This window comes from Cupriavidus sp. DF5525 (genome assembly GCF_040149425.2).
GTDB lineage: Bacteria > Pseudomonadota > Gammaproteobacteria > Burkholderiales > Burkholderiaceae > Cupriavidus > Cupriavidus pickettii_A.
The window spans coordinates 570,754-591,835 of record NZ_CP168267.1; the positions used below are offsets into that span (position 1 = coordinate 570,754).

The 21,082-nt window shown below is 61.6% G+C and carries 20 protein-coding genes and 5 pseudogenes; 18 read left to right on the forward strand and 7 right to left on the reverse strand.

Annotated elements, in window-relative coordinates:
- Positions 1 to 24: 24 nt before the first annotated feature.
- Positions 25 to 549, forward strand: a pseudogene (locus ABNX08_RS37065) (ISKra4 family transposase); the annotation flags it as partial.
- Positions 550 to 626: 77 nt separating this feature from the next.
- Positions 627 to 1,046, forward strand: a pseudogene (locus tag ABNX08_RS37070) (ISKra4 family transposase); the annotation flags it as partial.
- Between the two features lie 212 nt (positions 1,047 to 1,258).
- Here ABNX08_RS37070 and ABNX08_RS37075 read toward each other — a convergent pair.
- Both ABNX08_RS37075 and ABNX08_RS37080 read right to left on the reverse strand, forming a co-directional pair.
- Positions 1,259 to 1,594: a cytochrome c gene (locus ABNX08_RS37075; protein WP_349604956.1), complete on the reverse strand. Its 336-nt coding sequence runs from the start codon at positions 1,592 to 1,594 to the stop codon at positions 1,259 to 1,261.
- 11 nt (positions 1,595 to 1,605) lie between these two features.
- The gene (locus tag ABNX08_RS37080; protein WP_349604955.1) at positions 1,606 to 2,847 is read right to left on the reverse strand and encodes a sulfite oxidase; all 1,242 of its coding nucleotides are present in this window, start codon (positions 2,845 to 2,847) and stop codon (positions 1,606 to 1,608) included.
- Positions 2,848 to 3,162: 315 nt separating this feature from the next.
- Here ABNX08_RS37080 and ABNX08_RS37085 point away from each other — a divergent pair, with 315 nt between their 5' ends.
- From ABNX08_RS37085 to ABNX08_RS37115, 7 genes and pseudogenes are all read left to right on the forward strand, one after another.
- On the forward strand, positions 3,163 to 3,348 hold the full coding sequence (locus tag ABNX08_RS37085) for a hypothetical protein (RefSeq protein WP_374063796.1): 186 nt from the start codon (positions 3,163 to 3,165) through the stop codon (positions 3,346 to 3,348).
- A gap of 147 nt (positions 3,349 to 3,495) precedes the next feature.
- Positions 3,496 to 3,679: pseudogene (locus tag ABNX08_RS37090) on the forward strand (ISKra4 family transposase); the annotation flags it as partial.
- 730 nt (positions 3,680 to 4,409) lie between these two features.
- Positions 4,410 to 4,739: a PXPV repeat protein gene (locus ABNX08_RS37095; RefSeq protein WP_349604954.1), complete on the forward strand. Its 330-nt coding sequence runs from the start codon at positions 4,410 to 4,412 to the stop codon at positions 4,737 to 4,739.
- A 1,056-nt stretch (positions 4,740 to 5,795) separates the two neighbouring features.
- Entirely contained in the window at positions 5,796 to 6,803 is a 1,008-nt protein-coding gene (locus tag ABNX08_RS37100) for a LacI family DNA-binding transcriptional regulator (RefSeq protein WP_349604952.1), read from the forward strand.
- Between the two features lie 67 nt (positions 6,804 to 6,870).
- On the forward strand, positions 6,871 to 8,238 hold the full coding sequence (locus ABNX08_RS37105) for an FAD-dependent oxidoreductase (RefSeq protein ID WP_349604951.1): 1,368 nt from the start codon (positions 6,871 to 6,873) through the stop codon (positions 8,236 to 8,238).
- A complete protein-coding gene (locus ABNX08_RS37110; protein WP_349604949.1) occupies positions 8,235 to 9,920 on the forward strand; it encodes a dihydroxy-acid dehydratase in 1,686 nt (561 codons plus the stop codon). Before ABNX08_RS37105 ends, ABNX08_RS37110 begins: the two co-directional genes overlap by 4 nt.
- Before the next feature lie 18 nt (positions 9,921 to 9,938).
- Positions 9,939 to 10,913 carry a tripartite tricarboxylate transporter substrate binding protein gene (locus ABNX08_RS37115; RefSeq protein ID WP_349604947.1) on the forward strand — a complete coding sequence of 325 codons (975 nt, stop codon included), beginning with the start codon at positions 9,939 to 9,941 and terminating at the stop codon, positions 10,911 to 10,913.
- A gap of 385 nt (positions 10,914 to 11,298) precedes the next feature.
- Here ABNX08_RS37115 and ABNX08_RS37120 read toward each other — a convergent pair whose 3' ends face one another.
- A complete protein-coding gene (locus ABNX08_RS37120) occupies positions 11,299 to 11,421 on the reverse strand; it encodes a hypothetical protein (protein ID WP_349604945.1) in 123 nt (40 codons plus the stop codon).
- A gap of 574 nt (positions 11,422 to 11,995) precedes the next feature.
- Here ABNX08_RS37120 and ABNX08_RS37125 point away from each other — a divergent pair.
- The 4 genes from ABNX08_RS37125 to ABNX08_RS37140 all read left to right on the forward strand — a co-directional run bounded on the left by ABNX08_RS37125 (position 11,996) and on the right by ABNX08_RS37140 (position 14,103).
- Positions 11,996 to 12,154, forward strand: a complete 159-nt coding sequence (locus tag ABNX08_RS37125) for a hypothetical protein (RefSeq protein WP_349604944.1) — start codon at positions 11,996 to 11,998, stop codon at positions 12,152 to 12,154.
- Between the two features lie 37 nt (positions 12,155 to 12,191).
- Positions 12,192 to 12,701: a sigma-70 family RNA polymerase sigma factor gene (locus ABNX08_RS37130; RefSeq protein ID WP_349604943.1), complete on the forward strand. Its 510-nt coding sequence runs from the start codon at positions 12,192 to 12,194 to the stop codon at positions 12,699 to 12,701.
- A gap of 10 nt (positions 12,702 to 12,711) precedes the next feature.
- Positions 12,712 to 13,485 carry an anti-sigma factor gene (locus tag ABNX08_RS37135; RefSeq protein WP_349604942.1) on the forward strand — a complete coding sequence of 258 codons (774 nt, stop codon included), beginning with the start codon at positions 12,712 to 12,714 and terminating at the stop codon, positions 13,483 to 13,485.
- A gap of 162 nt (positions 13,486 to 13,647) precedes the next feature.
- On the forward strand, positions 13,648 to 14,103 hold the full coding sequence (locus ABNX08_RS37140) for a hypothetical protein (RefSeq protein ID WP_349605005.1): 456 nt from the start codon (positions 13,648 to 13,650) through the stop codon (positions 14,101 to 14,103).
- 223 nt (positions 14,104 to 14,326) lie between these two features.
- On the opposite strand, the gene ABNX08_RS37145 is transcribed toward ABNX08_RS37140, so the two are convergent.
- Positions 14,327 to 14,509, reverse strand: coding sequence for a hypothetical protein (locus tag ABNX08_RS37145; RefSeq protein ID WP_349604941.1), 183 nt, complete (start codon positions 14,507 to 14,509; stop codon positions 14,327 to 14,329).
- A gap of 132 nt (positions 14,510 to 14,641) precedes the next feature.
- Positions 14,642 to 14,974 carry a DUF883 domain-containing protein gene (locus ABNX08_RS37150; protein ID WP_349604939.1) on the reverse strand — a complete coding sequence of 111 codons (333 nt, stop codon included), beginning with the start codon at positions 14,972 to 14,974 and terminating at the stop codon, positions 14,642 to 14,644.
- Positions 14,975 to 15,822: 848 nt separating this feature from the next.
- Between ABNX08_RS37150 and ABNX08_RS37155 the strand changes: the two genes are divergently transcribed.
- On the forward strand, positions 15,823 to 16,260 hold the full coding sequence (locus ABNX08_RS37155; RefSeq protein ID WP_349604938.1) for a universal stress protein: 438 nt from the start codon (positions 15,823 to 15,825) through the stop codon (positions 16,258 to 16,260).
- A gap of 90 nt (positions 16,261 to 16,350) precedes the next feature.
- Positions 16,351 to 16,515 (forward strand): annotated as a pseudogene (locus ABNX08_RS37160) (ISL3 family transposase); the annotation flags it as partial.
- A 188-nt stretch (positions 16,516 to 16,703) separates the two neighbouring features.
- On the opposite strand, the pseudogene ABNX08_RS37165 reads toward ABNX08_RS37160, so the two are convergent.
- Positions 16,704 to 16,985 (reverse strand): annotated as a pseudogene (locus ABNX08_RS37165) (YncE family protein); the annotation flags it as partial.
- Between the two features lie 196 nt (positions 16,986 to 17,181).
- Here ABNX08_RS37165 and ABNX08_RS37170 point away from each other — a divergent pair.
- The 3 genes from ABNX08_RS37170 to ABNX08_RS37180 all read left to right on the forward strand — a co-directional run bounded on the left by ABNX08_RS37170 (position 17,182) and on the right by ABNX08_RS37180 (position 19,576).
- A protein-coding gene (locus ABNX08_RS37170) for an IS5 family transposase (protein WP_374063797.1) occupies positions 17,182 to 17,932 on the forward strand; the annotation gives its coding sequence in 2 pieces (ribosomal slippage) (positions 17,182 to 17,510 and positions 17,509 to 17,932; 753 coding nt in all).
- Between the two features lie 147 nt (positions 17,933 to 18,079).
- A complete protein-coding gene (locus ABNX08_RS37175; protein WP_349604935.1) occupies positions 18,080 to 18,715 on the forward strand; it encodes a YceI family protein in 636 nt (211 codons plus the stop codon).
- A 348-nt stretch (positions 18,716 to 19,063) separates the two neighbouring features.
- Positions 19,064 to 19,576, forward strand: a complete 513-nt coding sequence (locus ABNX08_RS37180) for a hypothetical protein (protein WP_349604933.1) — start codon at positions 19,064 to 19,066, stop codon at positions 19,574 to 19,576.
- Positions 19,577 to 19,793: 217 nt separating this feature from the next.
- Here the strand turns inward: ABNX08_RS37180 and ABNX08_RS37185 are convergent, their stop codons facing one another.
- Positions 19,794 to 20,903 carry a Rieske 2Fe-2S domain-containing protein gene (locus ABNX08_RS37185; protein ID WP_374063798.1) on the reverse strand — a complete coding sequence of 370 codons (1,110 nt, stop codon included), beginning with the start codon at positions 20,901 to 20,903 and terminating at the stop codon, positions 19,794 to 19,796.
- Positions 20,904 to 21,082 lie beyond the last annotated feature (179 nt).

Genomic DNA, 21,082 nt, shown 5'->3' on the forward strand with positions numbered 1-21,082 from the left:
GCAGTTCACGGGAGGAGGGCGGCCATGCATATCACTTTGCAAGTCGTTGTGCAGGACGAAGGGGAGACGCCCGCCACCGTCACCGAGATCGCCCAGTTCGAGCGAACAGCCTTTGATGCCGGATCACTGGGCTTGCATCTGGCGGAAGCGAAAGCGCTGCTAGGCAAGCTGCAGCGCACGATGGTTTCGGCACAGGTTGCCGAGATGGTTGCCCAGTCCAGCGTTTGTCCCAAGTGCGGTGCACCGATGACCTGCAAGGGGCACCATCGGCTGGTCTTCCGTTCGCCGTTTGGACGACTGTCGTTTGATAGTCCCAGGCTGTATCCCTGCCGGCAATGCTCGGGCAGCGCCTCCACCTTCAGCCCGCTCGCAAGCTGTCTGCCTGAGCGGGTCAGTCCCGAACTACAGTATCTCGAGGTCAAGTTTGCCGCGCTGATGTCCTATGGCTTGACCGTCAACGTGCTGCAGGAGATTTTGCCGCTCGATCACGCCCTGGCAGCCAGCTCGATCCGACGTCAGGTCAGGCGCTCGGTCGCCGGCTGGAAGCGGACCAGGCGACCGATGACAGGGAGCAGGGGGAGATGGCCGCGGGCACCTGTTTGCAAGTTGTCGCGGAGCCCAGTCCGCTCCGCGCCGTCGGCATTAACGGCGGCTACCTTCGGCTGGCCGGCCACCGGCGACGGCAGGACGGCTGGTTTGAAGTGATCGTCGGGAAATCAATGCGGGATCAGGATGCCAGCCACAGTTTTGCTTACGTGCACAAGCTGGAGCACCGGCCGGCCGATCGTATGTTGAATTTTCTGCTTCGAGAAGGTGTGCAACCCAGTCAACCGGTCACCTTCCTGTCGGACGGAGGCGATACCGTACGGTTTGCCCAGCTCGGCTTTGGTGACCGCGGTGAGTACGTTCTCGATTGGTTCCACATCGCCATGCGAATACAGAACCTCGAACAGATGATCAAGGGCCGGCCGGCACACTGCGACGGCCCCACCAACGCGGCCTTGATCAAGGCACTGCATAGCGCCAAGTGGCACCTGTGGCACGGTTTGGATCGATAGCTGTGTCGCTCGTCACTGCCCGGAACGCGCGACGGATCCAACAGTTGCAGATCGACCGCGATAAGCAAAGCAGAACCAGGATCACTCAGGAACCGAATCTCGCAGAGGGAATAGACGAGAGCTGATGGCACTGAGTCCGTCAGTTGCCCAAACCCAAGCAGATGCCTAAGTGTGGGTACTGCTCATACCTTTTTATTGCTTCATTTTGCAGCGCCAGTAGAGGCCGCCACATACTTCGCCAGCGTCGCGACTTGTTGATCGGTCAGGCCTTTGAATGCTGGCATCTGACCAATACCGTTGCGCACCGCTTTCTCCACACGCGATGCATCCGGCTTGAGTTCATCCAGATTCGGGCCGATCGCGCCTTGTGCGCCAGCGTGTTCCAGCGTGTGGCACACCGCGCATGCCGGTACTGCAGTCTGAGTGAACAGCTTCTTTCCCTCTTCCATATTTGCCTGGGCCAGTGCATTGCCGCCAGCGAGTGCAGCGATCGCAGCAAGCGCTGCGCTTGCTGCCTGTCTTACGTAAAATGGCATTCCTTTTCCCTTTAAACTACAGTGATTTGCATTGCGTGGTCGCGCCAGCTGGTGTTGTTATAGCCGTGAGCGTTTTCCACACGCTCTTCCGGTTGAACCTTACCCTTGGAGTCTGTTGCGCGGCAAGCGATCGTGTACGTCCCTGGAGTCAGCTTCACCGGCAGCACGAACTGGCGCCACGCATAGCGACCCAGATCCGGGCCGACGAATTTTGCAGCCTTCCAGGTCTTGCCGCCATCGATGGAGACTTCCACGCCTCGCACCGCATTGATACCGCCAAAGGCAACACCTTTGATCTGCACGAGACCCGCCGAAACCGGACCGCCGTCGGAGGCCGGGCTGTTAATCCACGACTTGACGCTCATTTCCCAAATCGAAGGCTGACTGGGATCTCCCTTCTCTCCCGGAGGCGAGAAGCGATAGCCGGTCTTCTGGATCGCCGCGTCCGTCTGCTCTGTGGTAAAGGCGAGGCGCTTGATGTATTTGACATTGTTCACGCCGGAATAGCCGGGCACGATGATGCGCAACGGCCCGCCGTGGGCATGGGGGATCGGCTCACCGTTCATTTCCCATGCCAAGAGCGCGTCGTCGATGGCGCTCTTGGGCACCGAACGCTCCACGATCACGGTCTTTGGATCAATCCCCTCCGGAATCTTCTCACCGCCAGTGCTGGTCATGTACGCTGCGCCAGCCACCACGCCGCCCAGCGCTTCGATCACGGCACGCACCGGCACACCGCTCCATATCACGCATCCAGCTGCACCTACTTGCCAGGGCGTGCCACTCGGCTTGCTCGGAAAATAGCCGCGGCCGTTACCAGAACACTGGAGCACCATCGCTACGGTATCCAGCCCCATGGTCTTGAGTTCCTTGACCGTCAACTTGCGCGGATTCTTCACGCCTTCAACTGTGAGTTCCCAACCATCGCGGTCGGCAACGATGCTCACATCGGGCGCAGGAAGGTTATTGCGAATATACAGTTGGTCAGCCGGCGTGATGATGCTGGTGCCATACGCAGCCCGCTTAGTTTCGAGGGTGTTGCTTGAATGGACGATCATTGCATTCGGATCTTTCCATGCAACATAAGCCGGCAGCGGTTTCCCCCCGGCTGCTGGTGTAGCGGCCGGCGTGTCGGCAGCCTTTGCCAAGCCTGACATGGAGGCCGCGATCGCAGTTGCGCTGCCTGCCATCAGACGGCGACGTCCAAGATTAATTACCGAGTCTGCAGGAATCGATTCAGTTTTCTCTGACATTAGGGTCTACTTATAGCGATGATTGTTCAGATCACCGAGCCCGTTGTCTGGCAGCGACTCGGCGAAGACGGAAGGCGGATGGATAATGTCAGGAACAACTAACACCACAGCCGCCGTTGACTTGCATGGAAGCGAACACAAGCATATGCCAGATTTTAGAGGTGGTGCCGGAAATTCGGACAGCCGGATCCCCGTCGCAGCTCCGTTGCAAAGTGCTTTTCCAGATACTGGTCCTGATGCGCCTTCGCCATCTGGCCCCAGCTCCTGTTTAGAGCCATCACAGCGACAACGATTATCGTCAACAACAAGGCGAAGATGCCTGAAAGCAGCAACCTTGCGCTACTCATCATGTCGCCTGCGCGTTGGTGGGGTGAGCAGGTTAGCATCATCGATCGATGGTTTTTGCATATTTACGGGCATGTCATCAATAGACAAATAAATGTCGCGTTAGGAAAAACAGAGCAACCTGATTTCAGGGCGCAGTTTCCGTTGGCCGGATAGAGTGCACAGTATTCCCAGTGCCGAGTATCCTGCGTACCTGTCTGTGCCGCTTGCTTTTCGGGATATACATTTGCCAATTCGGGACAGTCGCCAGGTAAGCGTGACAAGCCGCCAGCCGCCTCAGTAAGGTTGCACAGCCGAGTGGTCGCCAGCGGCTTGCCGGAGCGGGTCAGTGCAGAACTACAGTATTTCGAGGTCAAGTTTGCAGCGCAAATGTCCTACGGCCTGACCGTCAATGTCTTGCAGGAGGTGTTACCGCTCGATCATGTGCTGGCGGCCAGTTCGATCCGGCGTCAGGTGACCGCGCTCGGTCGCCGGCTGGAAGCGGAACTGGCTACCGATGCCCGGCAGCAGGGGGGAGATGGCCGCGACCGTCGGTTCGCCCGATATCCCGGAACCCAGTCCGGTCCGCGCGGTAGGCATTGACGGCGGCTACCTTCGGCTGGCCGGACACAGGCGCCGCCAGGACGGCTGGTTTGGGGTAGTCGTACTTTTTGCGCAGGATCTGGTGGTAGCAAGCTGGAGGAGCCACTCGCAGCAACGGTTCTTGACCATCCCCATTCTGAGCGTTAGACATGTTTGCAAAACATTGATTCGTATGGTTTTTTAAGTCAAACCAGCAGATTTCGCACCAAAAGTACGATGACCCCGATATGGTGCGGCGGTCCACGCCACTCAAGAAGCAGGTACGTATCCTGGCTACGACCACCTCAATCTCAGAGTCTCTGCCAGACGAAATCGCTGCATTTTTAAAGGCCCTCGGCCGGAGTGGTCGAGGGCTAGAAGTGGTAGCGGGCAGATCGCAGAACCACCCGAACGGAGGGACCGACCGGGTTTGGGTGTATCGAGATCACTCATGGTGATGTTGGTTCGGAGCGACAGCCAGGGTGAAGTTGCTGCTGTCAAAGGAGTGGATACAAAGCCTTACAAGACGCTCACGCCGCAGTGGTCAACCGTGACAACCTACCGCCGTTACACAAGGTAACCGGCTTTAGGTTCTGCTCATATCAGACTGGGCGAGAACGCCCTAAGGTGTGAGCATCATTGGACGGAACAGCATCATGCAGAAGATCTTGGCAGTATGTGTAATCGCAGCCGCCTCCGCGCTTGCCTCAAGCGCTGCGCAAGCAAGAGTAGACGTCGGAATTGGCATCGGTATTCCAGGTGTCGTAGCACCTCCGCCCCCGGTGTACTACGAGCCGGCCCCTGTCTACGTTGCGCCGCGCCCAGTGGTAGTGGCGCCTGGTTATTACTACGACGATTGGCAAGCACGCGCATGGCGTGAGCAACAGTGGCGTGAGCAACAGTGGCGTGAGCAACAGTGGCGTGAGCAGCGGTGGCGGGAGCGCCATCGCAAGTGGCACCGTTGGCACGATGACGAAGACGATTGAAGCCGATTCTCAGGGCGACGCGGCAAGCCCGAAGGAAGCATTGGAGGGGCCCGGACCAGACCAAGGATGTCGTCCCGAGCGCTTCCCGCTCTTGCCATGCTGGCGGGAAGTTCCGCCCGCGCAGGGCACAGCCAAATGCGCCACAGGATTCAGTGAAGGGAGGGCGCCACGAGTACCTTGGATGAAACAGTTTTTTAAGGTTAGGGGTCCTGCTGGCTGCAGATCTCCGCCCCCCTCAAAGGAGGGCCCAGGACTTCGTACACCATGACTGACCTCGACAGACTGCTCGAGTGGGGCGTCCATGCGGACCAGCGAAGATACGTGGATTGACCGTCCCTGGCCGCCCAAGCGGAAGCCGCTATATGACGATCGGCAGGAGGTAGACCGGAGGTACTTTGCTGCTCGCTGGCGTTCAGTCGCACCCGCGAAGGAGCTTGTACTCGAAGCCAGGTCTGGCCGCTCAGCGCGCCGGACTTGCCCAGACGTCCGTTCTTGCTTCAACCTCAGCCGTCGAATCGGGCTTTATCCAACGACAGCTACTGGCCGATTGTGTTGAAAAACTCGGCAGGCGGGGTTTCCAGCTAGATTTTTGGGGTTACCCGAACCCCCAACCGATCGACGATCGTTCAATACAGGGCGATCTGATAGGTCGAGTTTCGCCAGGCACGGCCTCCTCACTGGCCACAACGAGTTTTTCAACACTATCGGCCGGCAAGTGACCTACGGCAGCCGCTCACCGGTCGTCGCTTTATGACCCCTTCTCGATCGTTCGGAGGCTTTGGTTCGAGAGGCCGTGCTGGCCGAAAAGCGGACTCTTGGCTTTACGACGAAAGTGAGCTCCGCGTCGGTAAAGAATTGAATTCTTTCGTAATGAGACACTGCAAAGCTGCTCTTCCCTCCACTCAATACGCCCTTTGGCAAGGTCATCACGCACGCTAACTCGGCACTGAAGTGCCGGTCTTCCATGGTGCGGCACTGGCCGCCACAGCTCATTCTGACGTGTTCGTTTAGAATCGGGGCGCATCCCTACAACGCGCCGCTGATTCTGCCAGCACCATGAGCAAGAGGCTTACCAGTATCGACATTGCCCGCCTGGCGGGAGTGTCCCAGACCACCGTCTCCCGTGTTCTTCAAGATCTGCCGTCAGTAAAACCGGAAACAAAGGCTCGGGTACTCAAGGTCATCCAGGATCATGAATACTCCCCCAGTGCCGCAGCTCGCCAGATGAAAACCAGGCGCAGTGGCACGGTTGCTGTCGTCGTCGCAAGCCTTTCGAATCCGCTCTACCCGTTGCTGCTTCAGCTATTGGTGGAGCGCCTCGCGAGCCACGGCTTCCGAACGACGGTCTGGGAACTGGACGGCGTGATGGACGATGCAACAGTGCGCGCGCTGGCGGAGAGTGCGACGGACGGCGTGATTTTTGCCGCCGCGCTCGATGAATCCAGGGAGCTGCTGACCAGGGTGGCGGCAGAGAAGCCGATCATTCTGATCAACCGATCCGTCGGTACCAATCTTTTCGATACGATCGTCAGCGACAACTACGCCGGTGGCAGACGCGTCGCGGAGTATTTCCTGACCGCGGGCCGCAAGCATATTGGATTGATTTCCGCAAAATCGAGCAAGAGTTCGAGAGCAAGCACGATTCGCGAGCGCGAAAGGGGGTTCATGGAAGGGCTCGGGGATGTGGCACTTGGCCCGGCTTTCACTCGTGCTGACGCGGCGGACTTCGGCTATGAATTCGGTTTCCGCGCCATGCAGACGTTGCTGACCGACCGCCCCGAAGTTGACAGCGTCTTCTGCACCAATGACATCGTCGCAATCGGCGCACTGGATGCCGCAAAGCGCTGTGGGCGGTCGGTGCCCGATGAGATGTGGATCGTGGGCTATGACGATATTCCGATGGCTCGGTGGGAATGCATCGGCCTGAGCACCGTTCAGCAACCGCTGCCGGCGATGGTGGAGCAGGTGGTTGAGCGGCTTGAACGTCGCATGGCGGACCCCGGGCTGGCCCCGCACACGTTCGTGTTGCCGAATGATCTGGTGCTGCGGTGCACAACATCTTGAGGTTGAATCCGCAAGGCTTGCGCCTATAATGACTACGTAACCATTTCTACAGGTGCGGTTGGCTCGCATGAATGCGCCACCGCAATTTTTTGGAGACAGAATGACTACGTATTCATTGGGGGCCGTTGCCGAACCGCCGCGTTCGACGCCGGTGGTCCGGACGGCGGATATCTGCGTGGTGGGCGGGGGCGCCGCCGGTGTGGCAGCCGCCATATCGGCAGCGCGGGCCGGTGCGAAGGTGCTGCTGCTGGAACGCGAGGGCTTCCTCGGCGGCACCTTGACCTCAGTCAGCCTGGGCAGCATCTGCGGTCTATATGCGGTCACCGAGTCGGAAGTCCGCCAGATCGTCGGCGGGTTCTGCAATGAGGTTATCGAACGCCTGCATGCGCTGGACGGGGTAGGCGAGCCAACGCGATGGCTGGAGACGGCCTCGTTGCCCTATGACCTTTTCGCGATGAAGGTCGTGCTCGACCAACTCATCCAGGACGCCAAGGTCGAGGTGCTGTTTCACGCCCTGGTCGTGGATGTGGCCATGGATGGCGAGGACGTCGATGCCGTGCTCATCGAAACCAAGCAAGGCCGCCTGGCGATCCGCGCGAAGGCATTCGTGGACTGCTCGGGCGATGCGGACGTGGTGAAGTTCGCCGGCGCACCGTTCGAAATTTCCACGGGTGACCTGCAGTTTCCGACCACAATGGTGCGCTTTGGCGGTGTCAATACCACGGCGCTCGGCAACCTGAGCCGGGCGGCGTTGCGCGAGTGTCTGGAACGCGCCGTGGAAGACGGCTACGACCTGCCTAGAACGGCCGGCGGCGTGTTTGCCGAACGGCCGGGTCTGGCGCATCTGAATATCACGAAGGTCGCGGTGGATGGCAAGTCTCCTAATCCGTTCGACGTCAGCGTGATGTCGCGGGCGGAGTTGGCCGGGCGGGAACAGGTTTGCCTGTATCTGCAGGCGTTCCGCAAATTCGTACCGGGTTTCGAATCAGCATTCGTGATGGATACCGGCGCAGTGATCGGCGTGCGCGAGAGCCGGCGCACGGTCGGCAGCTATGTCCTGACCGATCAGGACGTGCTCGAAGGCGCGCGGTTCTCCGACGCTATCGCCTGCTGCGCCTGGCCAATGGAGGACCACGCGGCGGGCCGTGCAACCAAATGGATCTGGTTGCAGCCGGGCACGTACTTCCAGATTCCGCTGCGCTCGCTGACGCTCCCCGGCTTCGACAACCTGATGGTGGCGGGCCGCTGCGCATCGGCCACACATGGCGCGCAGGCGTCGATCCGCGTCACCGCGCAGTGCTTTGCGATGGGCGAGGCGGCGGGCCAAGCCGCTGCAGCCGCCGTGGCGCGGCAATGCAGCGTGCACAGCGTTCCCGTCACTGACATCCAGCAGGCCCTGGCCCGCAACGGCGCCTTCCTTGGAGACGCGCAATGACTTCGCAGAAATACCGTAGCAATTTCGTCCCGGGCACTACGCGCTGGGCGCTGCGCAAGGCGCAATGGCAGGCGCTTGGCCTCAGCGATGCGGACATGGAGAAGCCGAAAATTGCCGTGGTCAACACGTCATCGGAATTGTCGAGCTGTTTCAGCCACCTCGATGGGGTGGCCGTGCAGGTGAAGGCAGCGATCCGCGCGGCCGGTGGCGTGCCGTTCGAAGTGCGCACCGCCGCGCCGAGCGACTTCATCACCAGTGCGGGCAAGCAGGGGCGCTACATCCTGCCGTCGCGCGACCTGATCGTCAACGACATCGAAGTACAGGTCGAGGGTGCGCAGCTTGACGGCATGGTTTGCCTGGCATCGTGCGACAAAACCACCCCCGGTCAGATGATGGCGGCGGCGCGGCTGAACATTCCGACGATCGTCGTGATCTGCGGCTACCAGGCCAGCGGCCAATACAAGGGCGAGCATGTCGATATCGAGGACGTATTCGAGAAGGTCGGCATGCATGTGACCGGGCAACTCTCGTTCGAGGATCTCGACGGCATGTGCAAGCGCGCGGTGCGCAGCCCGGGCGTTTGCGCAGGGTTGGGCACGGCCAACTCGATGCACATCGTCTGCGAGGCACTGGGCCTGACGCTGCCGGGCGCGAGCCCGGTGCTGGCGAATTCGCCGGCGATGGTGGAGCAGGCCAGGGCTGCGGGGGCGCGCATCGTCGAAATGGTCAACGCTGGCCTGACGCCGCGCAGCATCCTGACGCCGGCGGCGTTTCGCAATGCCGTCAGGGTGGCACTTGCACTTTCGACGTCGATCAATGTTTTGCGCCATCTGCAGGGCGTTGCCGAGGAGGCGGGCACCGATGTCGATCTCTACGACCTGTTCGACCGCCTTGGCCGTGAAGTGCCGCTGCTGGCCACCGTCAAGCCGAATGGTCCTCATCGCACAGAAGAACTGGAAGCGGCGGGTGGCACGTTGGCCACAATCAAGCGCTTGGCGCCGATGATCGAGCAGGATTGCCTGACAGTGTCCGGCAAGACCTGGAGTGCGATTCTGGACGACTATGAAGCGCCGTCGCCTTCCATCCTGCGTACGCTCGACGATCCCGTTTCGACCAAGCCATCGCTGGTCATCCTGAAGGGATCGCTGGCGCCCGAGGGCAGTATCCTGAAACTTGGCAATGCTGGCGAAAAGGCGGAGCGCTTCCGTGGCAAGGCCATGGTGTTCCACTCGCAGGAGGAGGCCATTGCTGCGCTAGCGGATGGCAGGATCACCGCCGGCACCGTGGCATGCCTGCGCGGCATGGGCCCGATTGGCGGGCCGGGCGTGGCGCTGGCCTCGTCGTTCGTGGCAGCGGTGGAAGGCGCGGGATTCAACGGCAAGGTGGCGGTCGTGACCGATGGTCAGTTGTCGGGCCTCAATCGCGGCGTGGCCGTCGGTCAGGTCTGCCCGGAAGCCGCCGCCGGAGGGCCGCTCGCGCTGGTTCAGGATGGCGACGACATCGAAATCGATATTCCCGGCCGGCAAATCAACCTGCTTGTCGACGAGCGCGAGATGGCCGCACGGCGAGCCCGGACGGCGCCGATCCTGGGCGCCACGGAGCAGGGCTGGCTGAACATCTATAGCAAGACAGTAAAGCCGCTGGCTCGCGGGGCCGTACTGATTCCGATCCATCCCCGTTGACGATTATCTGGAGGAGACATGAAAGCAATCATCAAAATCACCTGGCGCACGGCCATCGTTGCTGCAACGCTGGCGTCGGGCGTGGCCGCGGCAGCGTACCCGGACAAGCCGGTACGCATTGTTGTCCCGTACCCGCCCGGCGGCGCATCCGATACCACTGCACGTGTGCTGAGCGAAAAGCTCAAGGAAGTGACCGGCGGCACCTTCGTGGTGGAAAACCGGCCTGGGGCCAACGGCAACATCGCTGCGGAAATGGTGGCGAAATCGCCGGCAGACGGCTATACGCTGCTGATGGCGAACGTCGGTCCGAACGCGATCAGCCAGACCATCTATCCGCACTTGAACTACGACGTCAACAAGAGCTTTGCGCCGATCGGCCAGACCACCACGGTGCCGATCGTGCTGGTTGCCGGCCCGAAGGTCAAGGCGACGGACATCAAGGGCCTCGTGGCCGAAGTCAAGGCCAACCCCGGGAAGTACACTTTTGCCTCCGCCGGCAATGGTTCGTCGAACCACCTCGTTGGTGAAATGTTCAGGTCGGGCCTGAAACTTGACATGATGCATGTACCGTACAAAGGGGACGGCCCGGCGATGACCGACGTGATGGCCGGTCAGGTGTCAATGATGTTCACCACGGCGGTTGCCGCGCGTCCGTACATTACGGGGGGCAAGCTTAAGCTGATTGCAGTGGCCAGCAAGAAGCGCGTTCCGGCATTTCCGAGTGCACCGACCATTAATGAGACGGTGTTGCAAGGCTTTGATGCCTCCTCCTGGGGTGGTCTTGTTGCCCCGGCGGGAACTCCCCCGGAAGTTGTCAAGCAGCTCAACGCCGCGCTGGTCAAGGTGTTGGCCATGCCTGACGTGAAGGACAAGCTCGCGACCCTCGGTGCGGAAGTTATAGCCAGCAAGCCCGAAGAGTTTGCCGGCTATATCAAGAGCGAAACTGACAAGTGGGGTGCGGTCGCGAAGGCGGCCAATGTCGTGGCTGAATAACCGCAATAGGGCAGCGCGCGGGATGGGCGGTGAGCGGCGATCTGCTGCTCACCGCATTCTTGCGTCAACGATGGAATGAAGTTCTGCGATCGCTACTCCAGATGGACGTTGGCATCCCGGACGACACCGCTTCATGAGGGCACCGCTTTGCGGCAGTGTGAAATTTCAGGGTTCGCTCGGCAGAAGAAGTGACTGCCCGCGTGGCTTACTCTGACATGCGTTTTCGGTCTGCGGCGCTGTGGGTCACGGCGGGCCTGCTGCTGACGGCACCAGGTCTGCCGCCGTGCGCCAAGCCCGTGGTGATCGAGGGAACTCGTTACGAATCTCAGTCCCTTAGCATCCGGTCAGGTGACATCGTCGTGTGGGTCAACAGAGATCCCTTCCCTCACACGGTGACGGCACAATCCGGTGGATTCGACTCGAAGAACATCGCGCCGGGCATGTCGTGGATGTATGTAGCGAGGAAGGCCGGGGTTTCCCCTTGCACCTGCATATTGCATTCGACCATGAAGTCCACACTTCGCGGTGAATGAGTCGGTGCGTCGGCCGCAAGGACGGATGTTCACGCCGTGCCGCCGGTGAGCGTGCCTGCGCCATTAGGTAGATACTCCGCAGTCGAGCCCGCCGGTGCAGGCCAAGTGATTGCTCCGGCTGCCAGGGGACGAATTCTTTCTGGCCATGGCCATGCAGCTCGCTTTTCGAGTGTTGACCCGAAGCCACCGCCAGCATGAGTTGGAAAATCCCTCCGCATGCCAGTGCTCCAGATGTTTGGGCGCGTTCTCTCCGGGGGGGCTGGCAGACGCCGTGCCACCCGCGAACGTTTCCTGCAAGCCTCCGCCACGCGCGAGGTAGGAATGTTCTCCTCGAGATTGTTCAGCCCGACGGCCGTCGCGGCTTCGGCGAGGGCAATCTGCCGACTTTGGGGCGGCACCGCATAAACAAACTCCATGACAGTGGAATAAAGCGCCGCCGCGGCGCGTTTACCCATTGACAGGACTGTGGCAGCAGCAACATGCGCTGCCCGGGTGCGGCGTTTTCGACGTGGAGAATGCTGCTCCGCGGCCTACCCTCTGGAGACCGAAATGAAAATGCTCCATCTGATTTCTGGCTTGCTGCTTGCCATGATGGCGGTGGCGGCGTGCTCCACCGACAGTGGTACAGATCCGTCGGGCAGTTCGTCCCAATCCCGCAGTGGCAGTAGCCGGAGCACGGGCGGCGCAATGTATCCCGGCGGCTACTAATTGGTCCTGGCCGCCGGCCCGAGGAGAGTCCATCCCGGTGAGCTTGCGCGACGACCTCGCCGCCTGCCTGCCGCAACTGCGCCGTTACGCGCGCGCGCTGACGGGTGATGCCGCATGGGCGGACGACCTGGTGCAGGACACGCTCGAGCGCGCGCTCGCGCGCACCTCGCTGCTGCGCGCCCACAGCAATACGCGTGCCTGGTTGATGGCCATATTGCGTCACCTCTATATCGACCAGTTGCGCAAGCGCCGCGAGCTGGCGCTCGATGCCGATGACCCTGTGTGGCAGCGGCTGGAAGCGCCGGCCGGGGAGGTCGACGGGCTGCTACTGCTCGATGTGCAGCGCGCGCTGTACTGCTTGCCGCTGGAGCAGCGCGATGTGCTACTGCTGGTGGCACTGGAGCAATTGAGCTACCGCGAAGCCGCCGCGATCCTGCAGGTGCCGGTGGGGACGGTAATGTCGCGGCTGTCGCGGGCGCTCGAGCACCTGCGCGTGCTGCTCGGCGGCGGCGACGCTGGAAACAGCCCTGGGTTTTCAAAGTCGTGAGGCACAGGCCATGACTGACAAGCGAAGTTCCACCGCGCCGGCGACAGACCCGGAGCTGAAGCGGCTCTCGGCGCTGGTCGATGGCGAGCTTGCGCCGCACGAGCAAGTCGAGGTCGTGGCCGCGCTGGCGCAAGATGTACAGGCCGCCGCACGTGTGGAGGATTATCGGCGTCAGAGCGCCGCTCTCAGGTCACTATTTCCGTTGCCGACGGATGCGCACTATGTCGTGGTGATGCCGCGCCGCGCGTGGTGGTGGCGTGCGGTGGCCGCGCTGGCCTGGGTCGGTGCGGGGATGTTGCTGGGCACCGGCGGCGCCTGGCTGTCGTTGCGCGGGCCCGATCCCTGGGATTTCGCCCGCCATGCTGACCTTGCCTACGCGGTCTTTGCGCCGGAGCAGGGCCACCCGGTAGAAGTGGCGGCCACCGATCAGGCGCACCTGGTGGAGTGGCTGTCGCGCCGGCTGGCGCGCACACTGACGATTCCAGCGTTGAACGAATACGGCTACACGCTAATTGGTGGGCGGCTGTTGCCCGGCGCGGCCGGGCCAGCGGCACAGTTGATGTATCAGAACCAGGCGGGCGGGCGCCTCACGCTGTATATCACCGAGGCAGCGCCGCCGACCACCTCCTTCCGTGTGCTGCGCCAGGACGACCGGCGCACGTTCTATTGGGCCAGCGCGGGTGCCGGTTACGCGCTCTCGGGCCAGCACAGCGAGCCGCGCCTGCGCGAGATCGCGATGGACGTCTGCAGCAGCCTGGGCGGCAATTCGCAAGCATGGCAGTGAGGCGCGGCGTCACCGCCGTGTGGAATAAAACGTGGCTCTAATCCGTTTACTTCATGCAGGACTGGCGTGGCTGTGGGTAGCGGACGCGGTCCGGCAGGCAAACCGATGTGCCATGAGATCCGCAAGGGCATACGTCGGGACTTTGAGATCAGGGTGAAAATGATGGGCAAGGCTTTGGCGGCCGCGGCGGCCGTGTTCGCAGGCCTCAGCTTTGGCGTGGCGGCGTCGGCCGAGGAATTGGTGTCGGCGCCCTGCCAGCAAGTGGTCGGACAGGCCGAGATTGGCGGCGTGCTGCAGGAGATCTCGGGTGTGGCCTGCTTGCAGCCGGGCGGGACCTGGCAGTTGGTCGACGGAGCGAGCGGGGCGGTCACCTATGCGGCCCCGGCCTACTACTACGATCCCTGGTACTGGGCCCCAGTCGGCGTCGGCTTTGGCGGCAGTGTGATCTTTGTCGACCGCTTCCATCATTTCCACCACATGCACCATGTGTTCTTCCGCAGGCCGGGGGTGATCGTTCGCGGTGGTTTCCACAACGGTTTCCATGGGGGCTTCCATAGGGGTTTTCACAATGGGGGGCGCGCGCGTGGTGGCTTTCATGGGGGCGGCATGCACCACTGAGGAGCGCGGAAATCGCATCTGAAAACATTGCAACGCGCCGCTGTCCCCTTGACTTGCGCGCCTCCGGGTAGCAACCCTGCTGGCATTCTGGCACCAGATCAAGGACCCTGCCCGACGGAGAAATCCATGTGTCGGTGGCCGCCAACGCAACGTGAACACCGTGATGAAGGTGAACTGGCGGACGAAAGAACGCGCAGCGCCAGGGCGACGCGATGCTGGAACACTATCCGGACCACAGCGGAAATGTTCTACGTGCCGGTGCTTTGGTCGCCGGTATTTCACTCACGAAAAGTACGACAGGCGAATCGGCGGTTCCGGCGGTTCCGGCGGCGGCACGGATACGCGACTCCTCAGCGTCCATTTGTGCCGCCAATGTCGCCAACTCCTCCTTTGTCAGCTCTTCCATGGCTGGCCTCTTGAATGACATCCTTGGGATCGCACGCTGGCAGACCGTCCATTTGCCGGCATAGCAAATACCACGTGGCTCATGCACGACTACCACGTGTCATTGCCATGCCGGCGCCGCAGTCACAAATGCCTAACGGTGGCTGCCAGCCAGCGCGACGATAGCGCCTGTGGTTGCCGCGATGGCGGCCACGGTACCAATGCTTTGCCACGGATGCTCATGGACGTAGCGATCGGTCGTTGTCGCCCACTCGGAGACTCTGGCGCGGCTCTCTTCACGCAGCGCAACGAGGCGGTCCTGCAGCGCGCGCTGCCGGGCTTTGAGTGCGTGGCGCTCAAGGCTGGTCCCTACGCCGGTTTCGGCTTTGACTTCATGAAGAAGCGCCTGCACGTCGGCCATCAGCGTATCGACGTCGCGGGCCAATGCGTCCTTGTGCATGGAGAAATCGGATCGGATGTCGTTCATCTTGCCCTCCTGTTAGCGAAATCATCGCGGTGCGTCGCACAGCACGACTGGCACTGTGTCAAATATAGGCTTGGGTTGACCGCCCGGCATAACAAGCAGCAAGCCACTACGCAGCGGCCCGGAACGGGGGCAGAGGACGGTGGAACAAATACGACGGAAGTATCGTCACGTCTATGCCGCGAAAGCCTGGAGGATCCCACGCTATCGGCTGCTTGGCAGGGGGATTTTAACGCCTGCCCGGCTGCCCTCACGGCGAGTGCGGGGTATAGGGCGGCGCCCCAGCAGGTGAACTACGTGGGTGCATGGGGCTCTGCCAGCCGCGGCGCAGGTGCCAGAGGATCATAGATTGGTAGCTCCCCGTCACATAGCAGCTGCCCTTCGGAAAGCACTCTTGTAACCGCCAGGCACGCAGCACGATGCTTTGAAGGCGCGCGATCTCCCTTAACAACGCATGCACCTCCGGCCGTACGATCCCTCGTATCACAAACGGCGTAGCGAGGAATGGCTACAAGATGGCGGCCGTCTACCCCAGGCTTTTTGTCCACTGGCACGTCATCCGGCGTAACGGTTTGGATAACAGGAGCCGTCTGAGGCGCGAGTCTCACATAAGGTTCTGCAAGAAAACTCCCCGGGCTACTCACCATTCGCAGATATCTGAAGCTTCACATATATGCGAATCCCGGCCGACCCTCTGCCCTTGGGCGGTGAACCTGAAGCCGGTGGAGGAGCAGACCTGGGCTCGTGAATATGCGAAGCTTCACATAATTGCTTGCCAATCCCGGCCATCCTTGATGGTCGCTTCCATCAGCTTAAGGTGGAAGACGTGGACGCTTACTGAGGAGACAACGATGTTCCAACATATCTTGGTGCCAACCGATGGGTCGGCGCTCTCGGAAGACGCGGCCCGTATGGCGGTGCGACTCGCCAAAGTGTTTCATGGCAAGCTCACCGGATTGCATGTTCTGCCGGAGTATCGTGTTTTCACCCACCGGATCGACATGCTGGAAGATGCAACAGAGCGCTACGCGCAGCTTGCCGAGCAGCATGCGGAGCATTACCTGGGCGTAATTGCGCGAGCGGCCAGGGATGCGTCCGTGGCATACGAGACGATTTGCGTCACGGGCGATCACCCCTATGAGGTGATCATCCGGACTGTCGAGGAACGCAACTGCGACCTGATCGTCATGGCATCGCACGGCCAAGCCGGCGTGCGTGGCCTCCTGATCGGCAGTGAAACCCAGAAAGTCCTGACGCACTGCAAGATCCCAGTGCTGGTGTTCCGTTAGTTCGCAGCGGGCTGTGCACGACATCGGGTCATCAGCATTTCTGGCGAGCATGACGCCATAGCGAGATGGGGCCGCTGTGCCGGTTCGCCCCGGCGGCTAAAGCCTTACCTACTGGCCATTCTGGCCCACACCCGCTGGCCCTTGGGCACCAATCTGGTCGAAGGCATCGACATGATCAAGGTGATCAAGCTTACGGCCTGCGGCTTCCGTGATGACCACTACTTCTTCCTCAAGATCCGGGCGGCCTTCCCCGGAAATCGGTCATGTCGCACCAATGACCTTGCGTTTTGCCGGCGGCAAGGATCTCCTTGGCGCCATGGTGGCGGTCAACCAGCGCCGCGTCGATGAACCCATTCACAGGCGATGGAGAGATGCCATTGCTGGACGTACTTGCGGGGCCGATCACTGAGTACGTCAGCCCTGACCCGCGGAATTCAGCGGAGTCAGCGCATATTTCCCGTGTGGCCTAACGAATAGCGACCGGGTTGCGGCCAGAAGGTAAGGCCGTGCGGTTCCATGCCGACTGGAATGGCTTTGACGAAACCGGTCGTCGTATCGATTGCATAGACGACATCGTCAAATCGCCCCGACAGCCACAGCATCTTGCCATCTGCACTCACGTTGCCCATGTCGGGGCTGCCGCCACCTGGGATCGGCCAGTTCGTTATGACCTTGCGTGTGGCAAAGTCAATCACCGACACACTGCCTTTACGGGCTGGCCCGTGGCAGCCCGATAATTATTAAACCTATTTACGGGATGTTGTACTAGTTCGCGCCATGGCCCGAATCCGGTGCCAAAACTTACCGGCAACTTGCCTCGGCCCCGACTAGGGTGTGTTGACGTTAGGCAAGGCCGAGGCACGAAGGGGTGTTAACTTCGATCGAAATATGTTTACATCCTGTCTTTTGGGCGAGGCAGGGATGGCAAGAAGGCTGTTGCGAGACGACCAGTACGAGCGCATCGCGCTGCTGCTACCCGGTAAGGCCGGGGATCGGGGACGAACCGCCGCCGACAATCGGGAGTTCGTGGAGGCCGTACTGTGGATTGCCCGTACCGGCAGCCCGTGGCGAGACCTGCCGGAAGAATTTGGCAACTGGAACAGTGTGTACCAGCGATTCGCTCGGTGGTCGCGTGCCGAGGTATGGCATAAAGTATTTGCAACGCTGGCAGGTGACGCGGATTTCGAGGAAGTCTTCATCGACAGCACCATTGTGCGCGCCCATCAGCATGCCGCTGGCGCGCCCAAAAAAAGGTGACCAGGCGCTCGGGCGATCGCGCGGTGGCCTGAGCACGAAGATTCATGCACTGGTTGACGGACTGGGCATGTTGGCGAGATTTCGCTTGACCGGCGGACAGGCGGGCGACAGCCCCGAGGCGTTGCCTTTGCTGGGCAGTTTGTGCCCGGGCAGTGTTGCCGCCGACAAGGCCTACGATACCGATGCGCTCATCGAGCATCTGCACAAGTTCGATGTCCAGGCTGTCATCCCGAGTCGGGCGAACCGGCTTGTACAACGTCCATTGGAAAAGCATCTCTATCGGTCCCGCAATCTGGTCGAGCGCTTCTTCGCCCGCATCAAACAGTTTCGACGCATCGCCACGCGATACGACAAGCTCTCCGAGCGCTTTGCTTCCTTCGTTGCCCTGGCCTCCGCGCTCATCTGGCTCGTCTAAATGTCAACACACCCTAGGGTTTTTGTGGAGGGAGGGCGGATAGCGTAGCAAGCAACCCTTCGGCATCTGGGCGGCGGGCAATGGAATAAATCCTGGCCGCCAGGCGTTTACTCAAACGGACCATCGTTTTTCTGCCGAGGAGGGGTCGTGCGCGATTCGCCACGCCGGTTCCTGGCCACTCGCGGACACGCGATTGCCAAACTTGTGCTCGCCACTTTCGCATCGCTAGCGGGTGCCGTCTGCCAGGCCCAGCTAGCCGAGGCGGACGGGTGGCTAGATCGGTACGTGCTGGAGCCACAACGCTCGAGCGTCACGTTCGACGTCGACGCCTTTTCGGACTCGCATATCAAGATGCGCTTTCACCGTATGCATGCCCAGCTTGAAGGGACGCAGGCCGGGCTTGACTCGGGCCGCGTGACGGTGACGATCGATGCCTCAAGCGTTGAGGCGCACCCGCGCTTTCTGTCCCTGATCATCCGGGGCGGCGGCATGCTCGATGTGGCCCGCTATCCGGAGATCCGCTTTGTCAGTACCCGCTTTGTACGGACCGGGGAAGGCAGTGGGTGGCTTTTCGGCAATCTTACGATTCACGGTACTACGCGCCCGGTCAGCCTTCTCGTGACCCCCGGCGGCGCCATCGGAAGTCCGAGGCGCGACGGCACGCTTGCCTTCTCCGCGGCCGGGGAAGTCAGCCGCCGGGAGTTTGGGCTGTCAGCATGGTTCCCCACTGTGGGCGATGCCGTGCACGTGAATATCCAGGTGGAGTTCGTGCATGGACCTTGAAGCGCCGGGCAATACCAGGGGTTTGTTCACCAATGCAACACAGGAGAACATCATGTCGACCCGAATTGTTGCGGCGTTGCTTGCCGCGTTCCTTCTTGCGGCTTGCGGTGGAGGCGAGGACGATTCCGGCACCACTGCCGGATCGGGGGCGGGCATGACGGGCGGCGCCTCGTCGGGAAGCGCTCCCGGATTCCAGCCTACGCCAGGCACCGGGGGCGGCGGTGGTGGCGCAGGCGCCGGCGGGGCAGGGGCAGGGGCAGGGGCAGGGTCCGGAATGTAGCCGGTGGATCATGCCTGGATCGAATGCCAGCCGACAGAAACTGCGCCTTTCGGCATTGGAGGATGGTCATGCAATATCGTTTCGCCATGTGGCTGGCTACCGGCAGCGCGGTTGCGCTGGCTGCCTGTGCGTCCCTGCAACCGCTCCAGACAGCACTGAAAATGACCGGCAGTCCGGCAAGCTCCGTGCGTGAGACCTTTGGCGCGCCCACGGAGGCCTATCAGCTTGCCGACGGCACCAGCCGCTGGATCTATTCGCACCGGCCCCTGGGGTATGAGGTCTACGCCGCAGATTTTGACGCGAACGGAAAGCTGGTCAGCTTCCGCCAGATGTTGACCGAGAAGGAGATCTACGAGGCAAAGCCGGGGGTCTGGACCAAGCGCGGCGTGGCCGAGCGCTTCGGCCTGCCGCGCGAGCCTGTCCAGTACTACGCGCTCATGAAGCGCGAGGCTTGGTCGTACCGGCTCTATGCGAGTGGCTATCAGCCGGCTCACCTCAGTGCCTACTTTGATGACCGGGGGGTACTGGATCGCACGATGATCATCGTTGATCCGCGTGGAGGCGACCGGCGGCGCAAGTAAGGCTGCAACCTGGTGATGCCCCCGGCTTTCGACGTCGGCCAGCGATGGCCGGAGATCGGTGGCCTCGCCGGGAGGCGCCTTAATTTGCATGCGTGGGCATTCACGGAGATCCATTAGCTGGTGTCGACTTCTCGGCCGTTGCGAGTACCGGCAGGTGAACGGCCGCTTCCAAAGTACAACCGCCATCTCGACACCCTAGTCCCCGTTGGCCTCGCCGTCAGGCCGTGTCGCCCACCTCGCGGATCGGGATCATGGCGCGGCCGCCGCAGTTGCGCAGCACGTCTCGCAATTCGATGATGACCGGAAATACCTCGTGGTTCCAGTCGGCCCCCTGCTTGTCGTGGGCCTCTTGCTCGCGCTCGACGATCCAGCGGTCCTCCTTGAAGATGCGTTCTGTGAACCAGACCAGCAGCGGCCATGCCAGGTCCAGTGCAAACGGAATGCCGGGCTTGCGGATGGAGAGCAGGCCAAACGTCCGGTTGGTGCGCTGCGCCGCATCAAGCGGCACGTAGACGATCCACAGGTCCATCACTAATGTGCCGTCGCCCGAGCGGATCTGGAGGGTCTGGTACGGATATCCGGTGCGCACCGTCATCACGTCCTTGCCGTCCCGGTCGCCGTTCTTCTTGCTGGCGCCAAACACCAGCGCCTCACCCACAGGCTGCTTGCCTTCCATGCGCGCGAACGTGTAGTCCACTTCCACCCAGTCCTCGCCGCGACGGCGGCCCAGCGAGCGCGCACGCATCTGCCCCATCTGCCGCCGGTGTAGGAACTGGTGGTTCATGTCCATCAGGTTCTCGTGCATGAAGGAGTAGTGGCACTTGACCTCGCGGCCAAAGCGACGCGTCTTGTACGCCTTGTCCGCCACCGATGGCAGAGCGGGCAGCAGCCGCTCCTTGGCGAGCGCCACATCGCCAGGAAAGACAAAGATCAGGCCGTGCACCTCGCGGCAGGGATAGGCACGCACGCCGTTGGGCAGGCGCTCACGCCCGAGGTATGGCACATCGACGCAGCGGCCGGTGCAGTCATAAGTCCAGCCGTGATAGCCGCAGCGGATGGACTCGCCTTCCACCACGCCCGCGTGCAGCGGCACCTGCCGGTGTGCGCAACGATCTTCCAGTGCGAATATCGTACCGGACTCGGTACGAACCAGCACGATCGGATCGCCGGCAAAATGCACCCCGAGGGCTTTGCCCCGCTTGACCTCATTCGACCAGGCCAGCGGAAACCAGTGATCGGGATGGATGGGCACACGGCGCAGGTCGCGCACGGGCGCGTTAGCGTGCGGGTCGATGGCACTGCTATCCGGCAAAGGCATTGCATGCATAGACGCCTCCTCGCATAACGGGAGTTTCTACCGTCGCCACAAGCCGACCAACTAGCGAACGGGGGATCTGGCGCAGTTTACGCGAAGTCTGCCGAACTCACCGAATTCCGTTCTTTCTATGGTGTGCTTGGAAGGCTGAAGGTCATGGCCACCTTCGGCCAATCGACCCCGCATCCTAT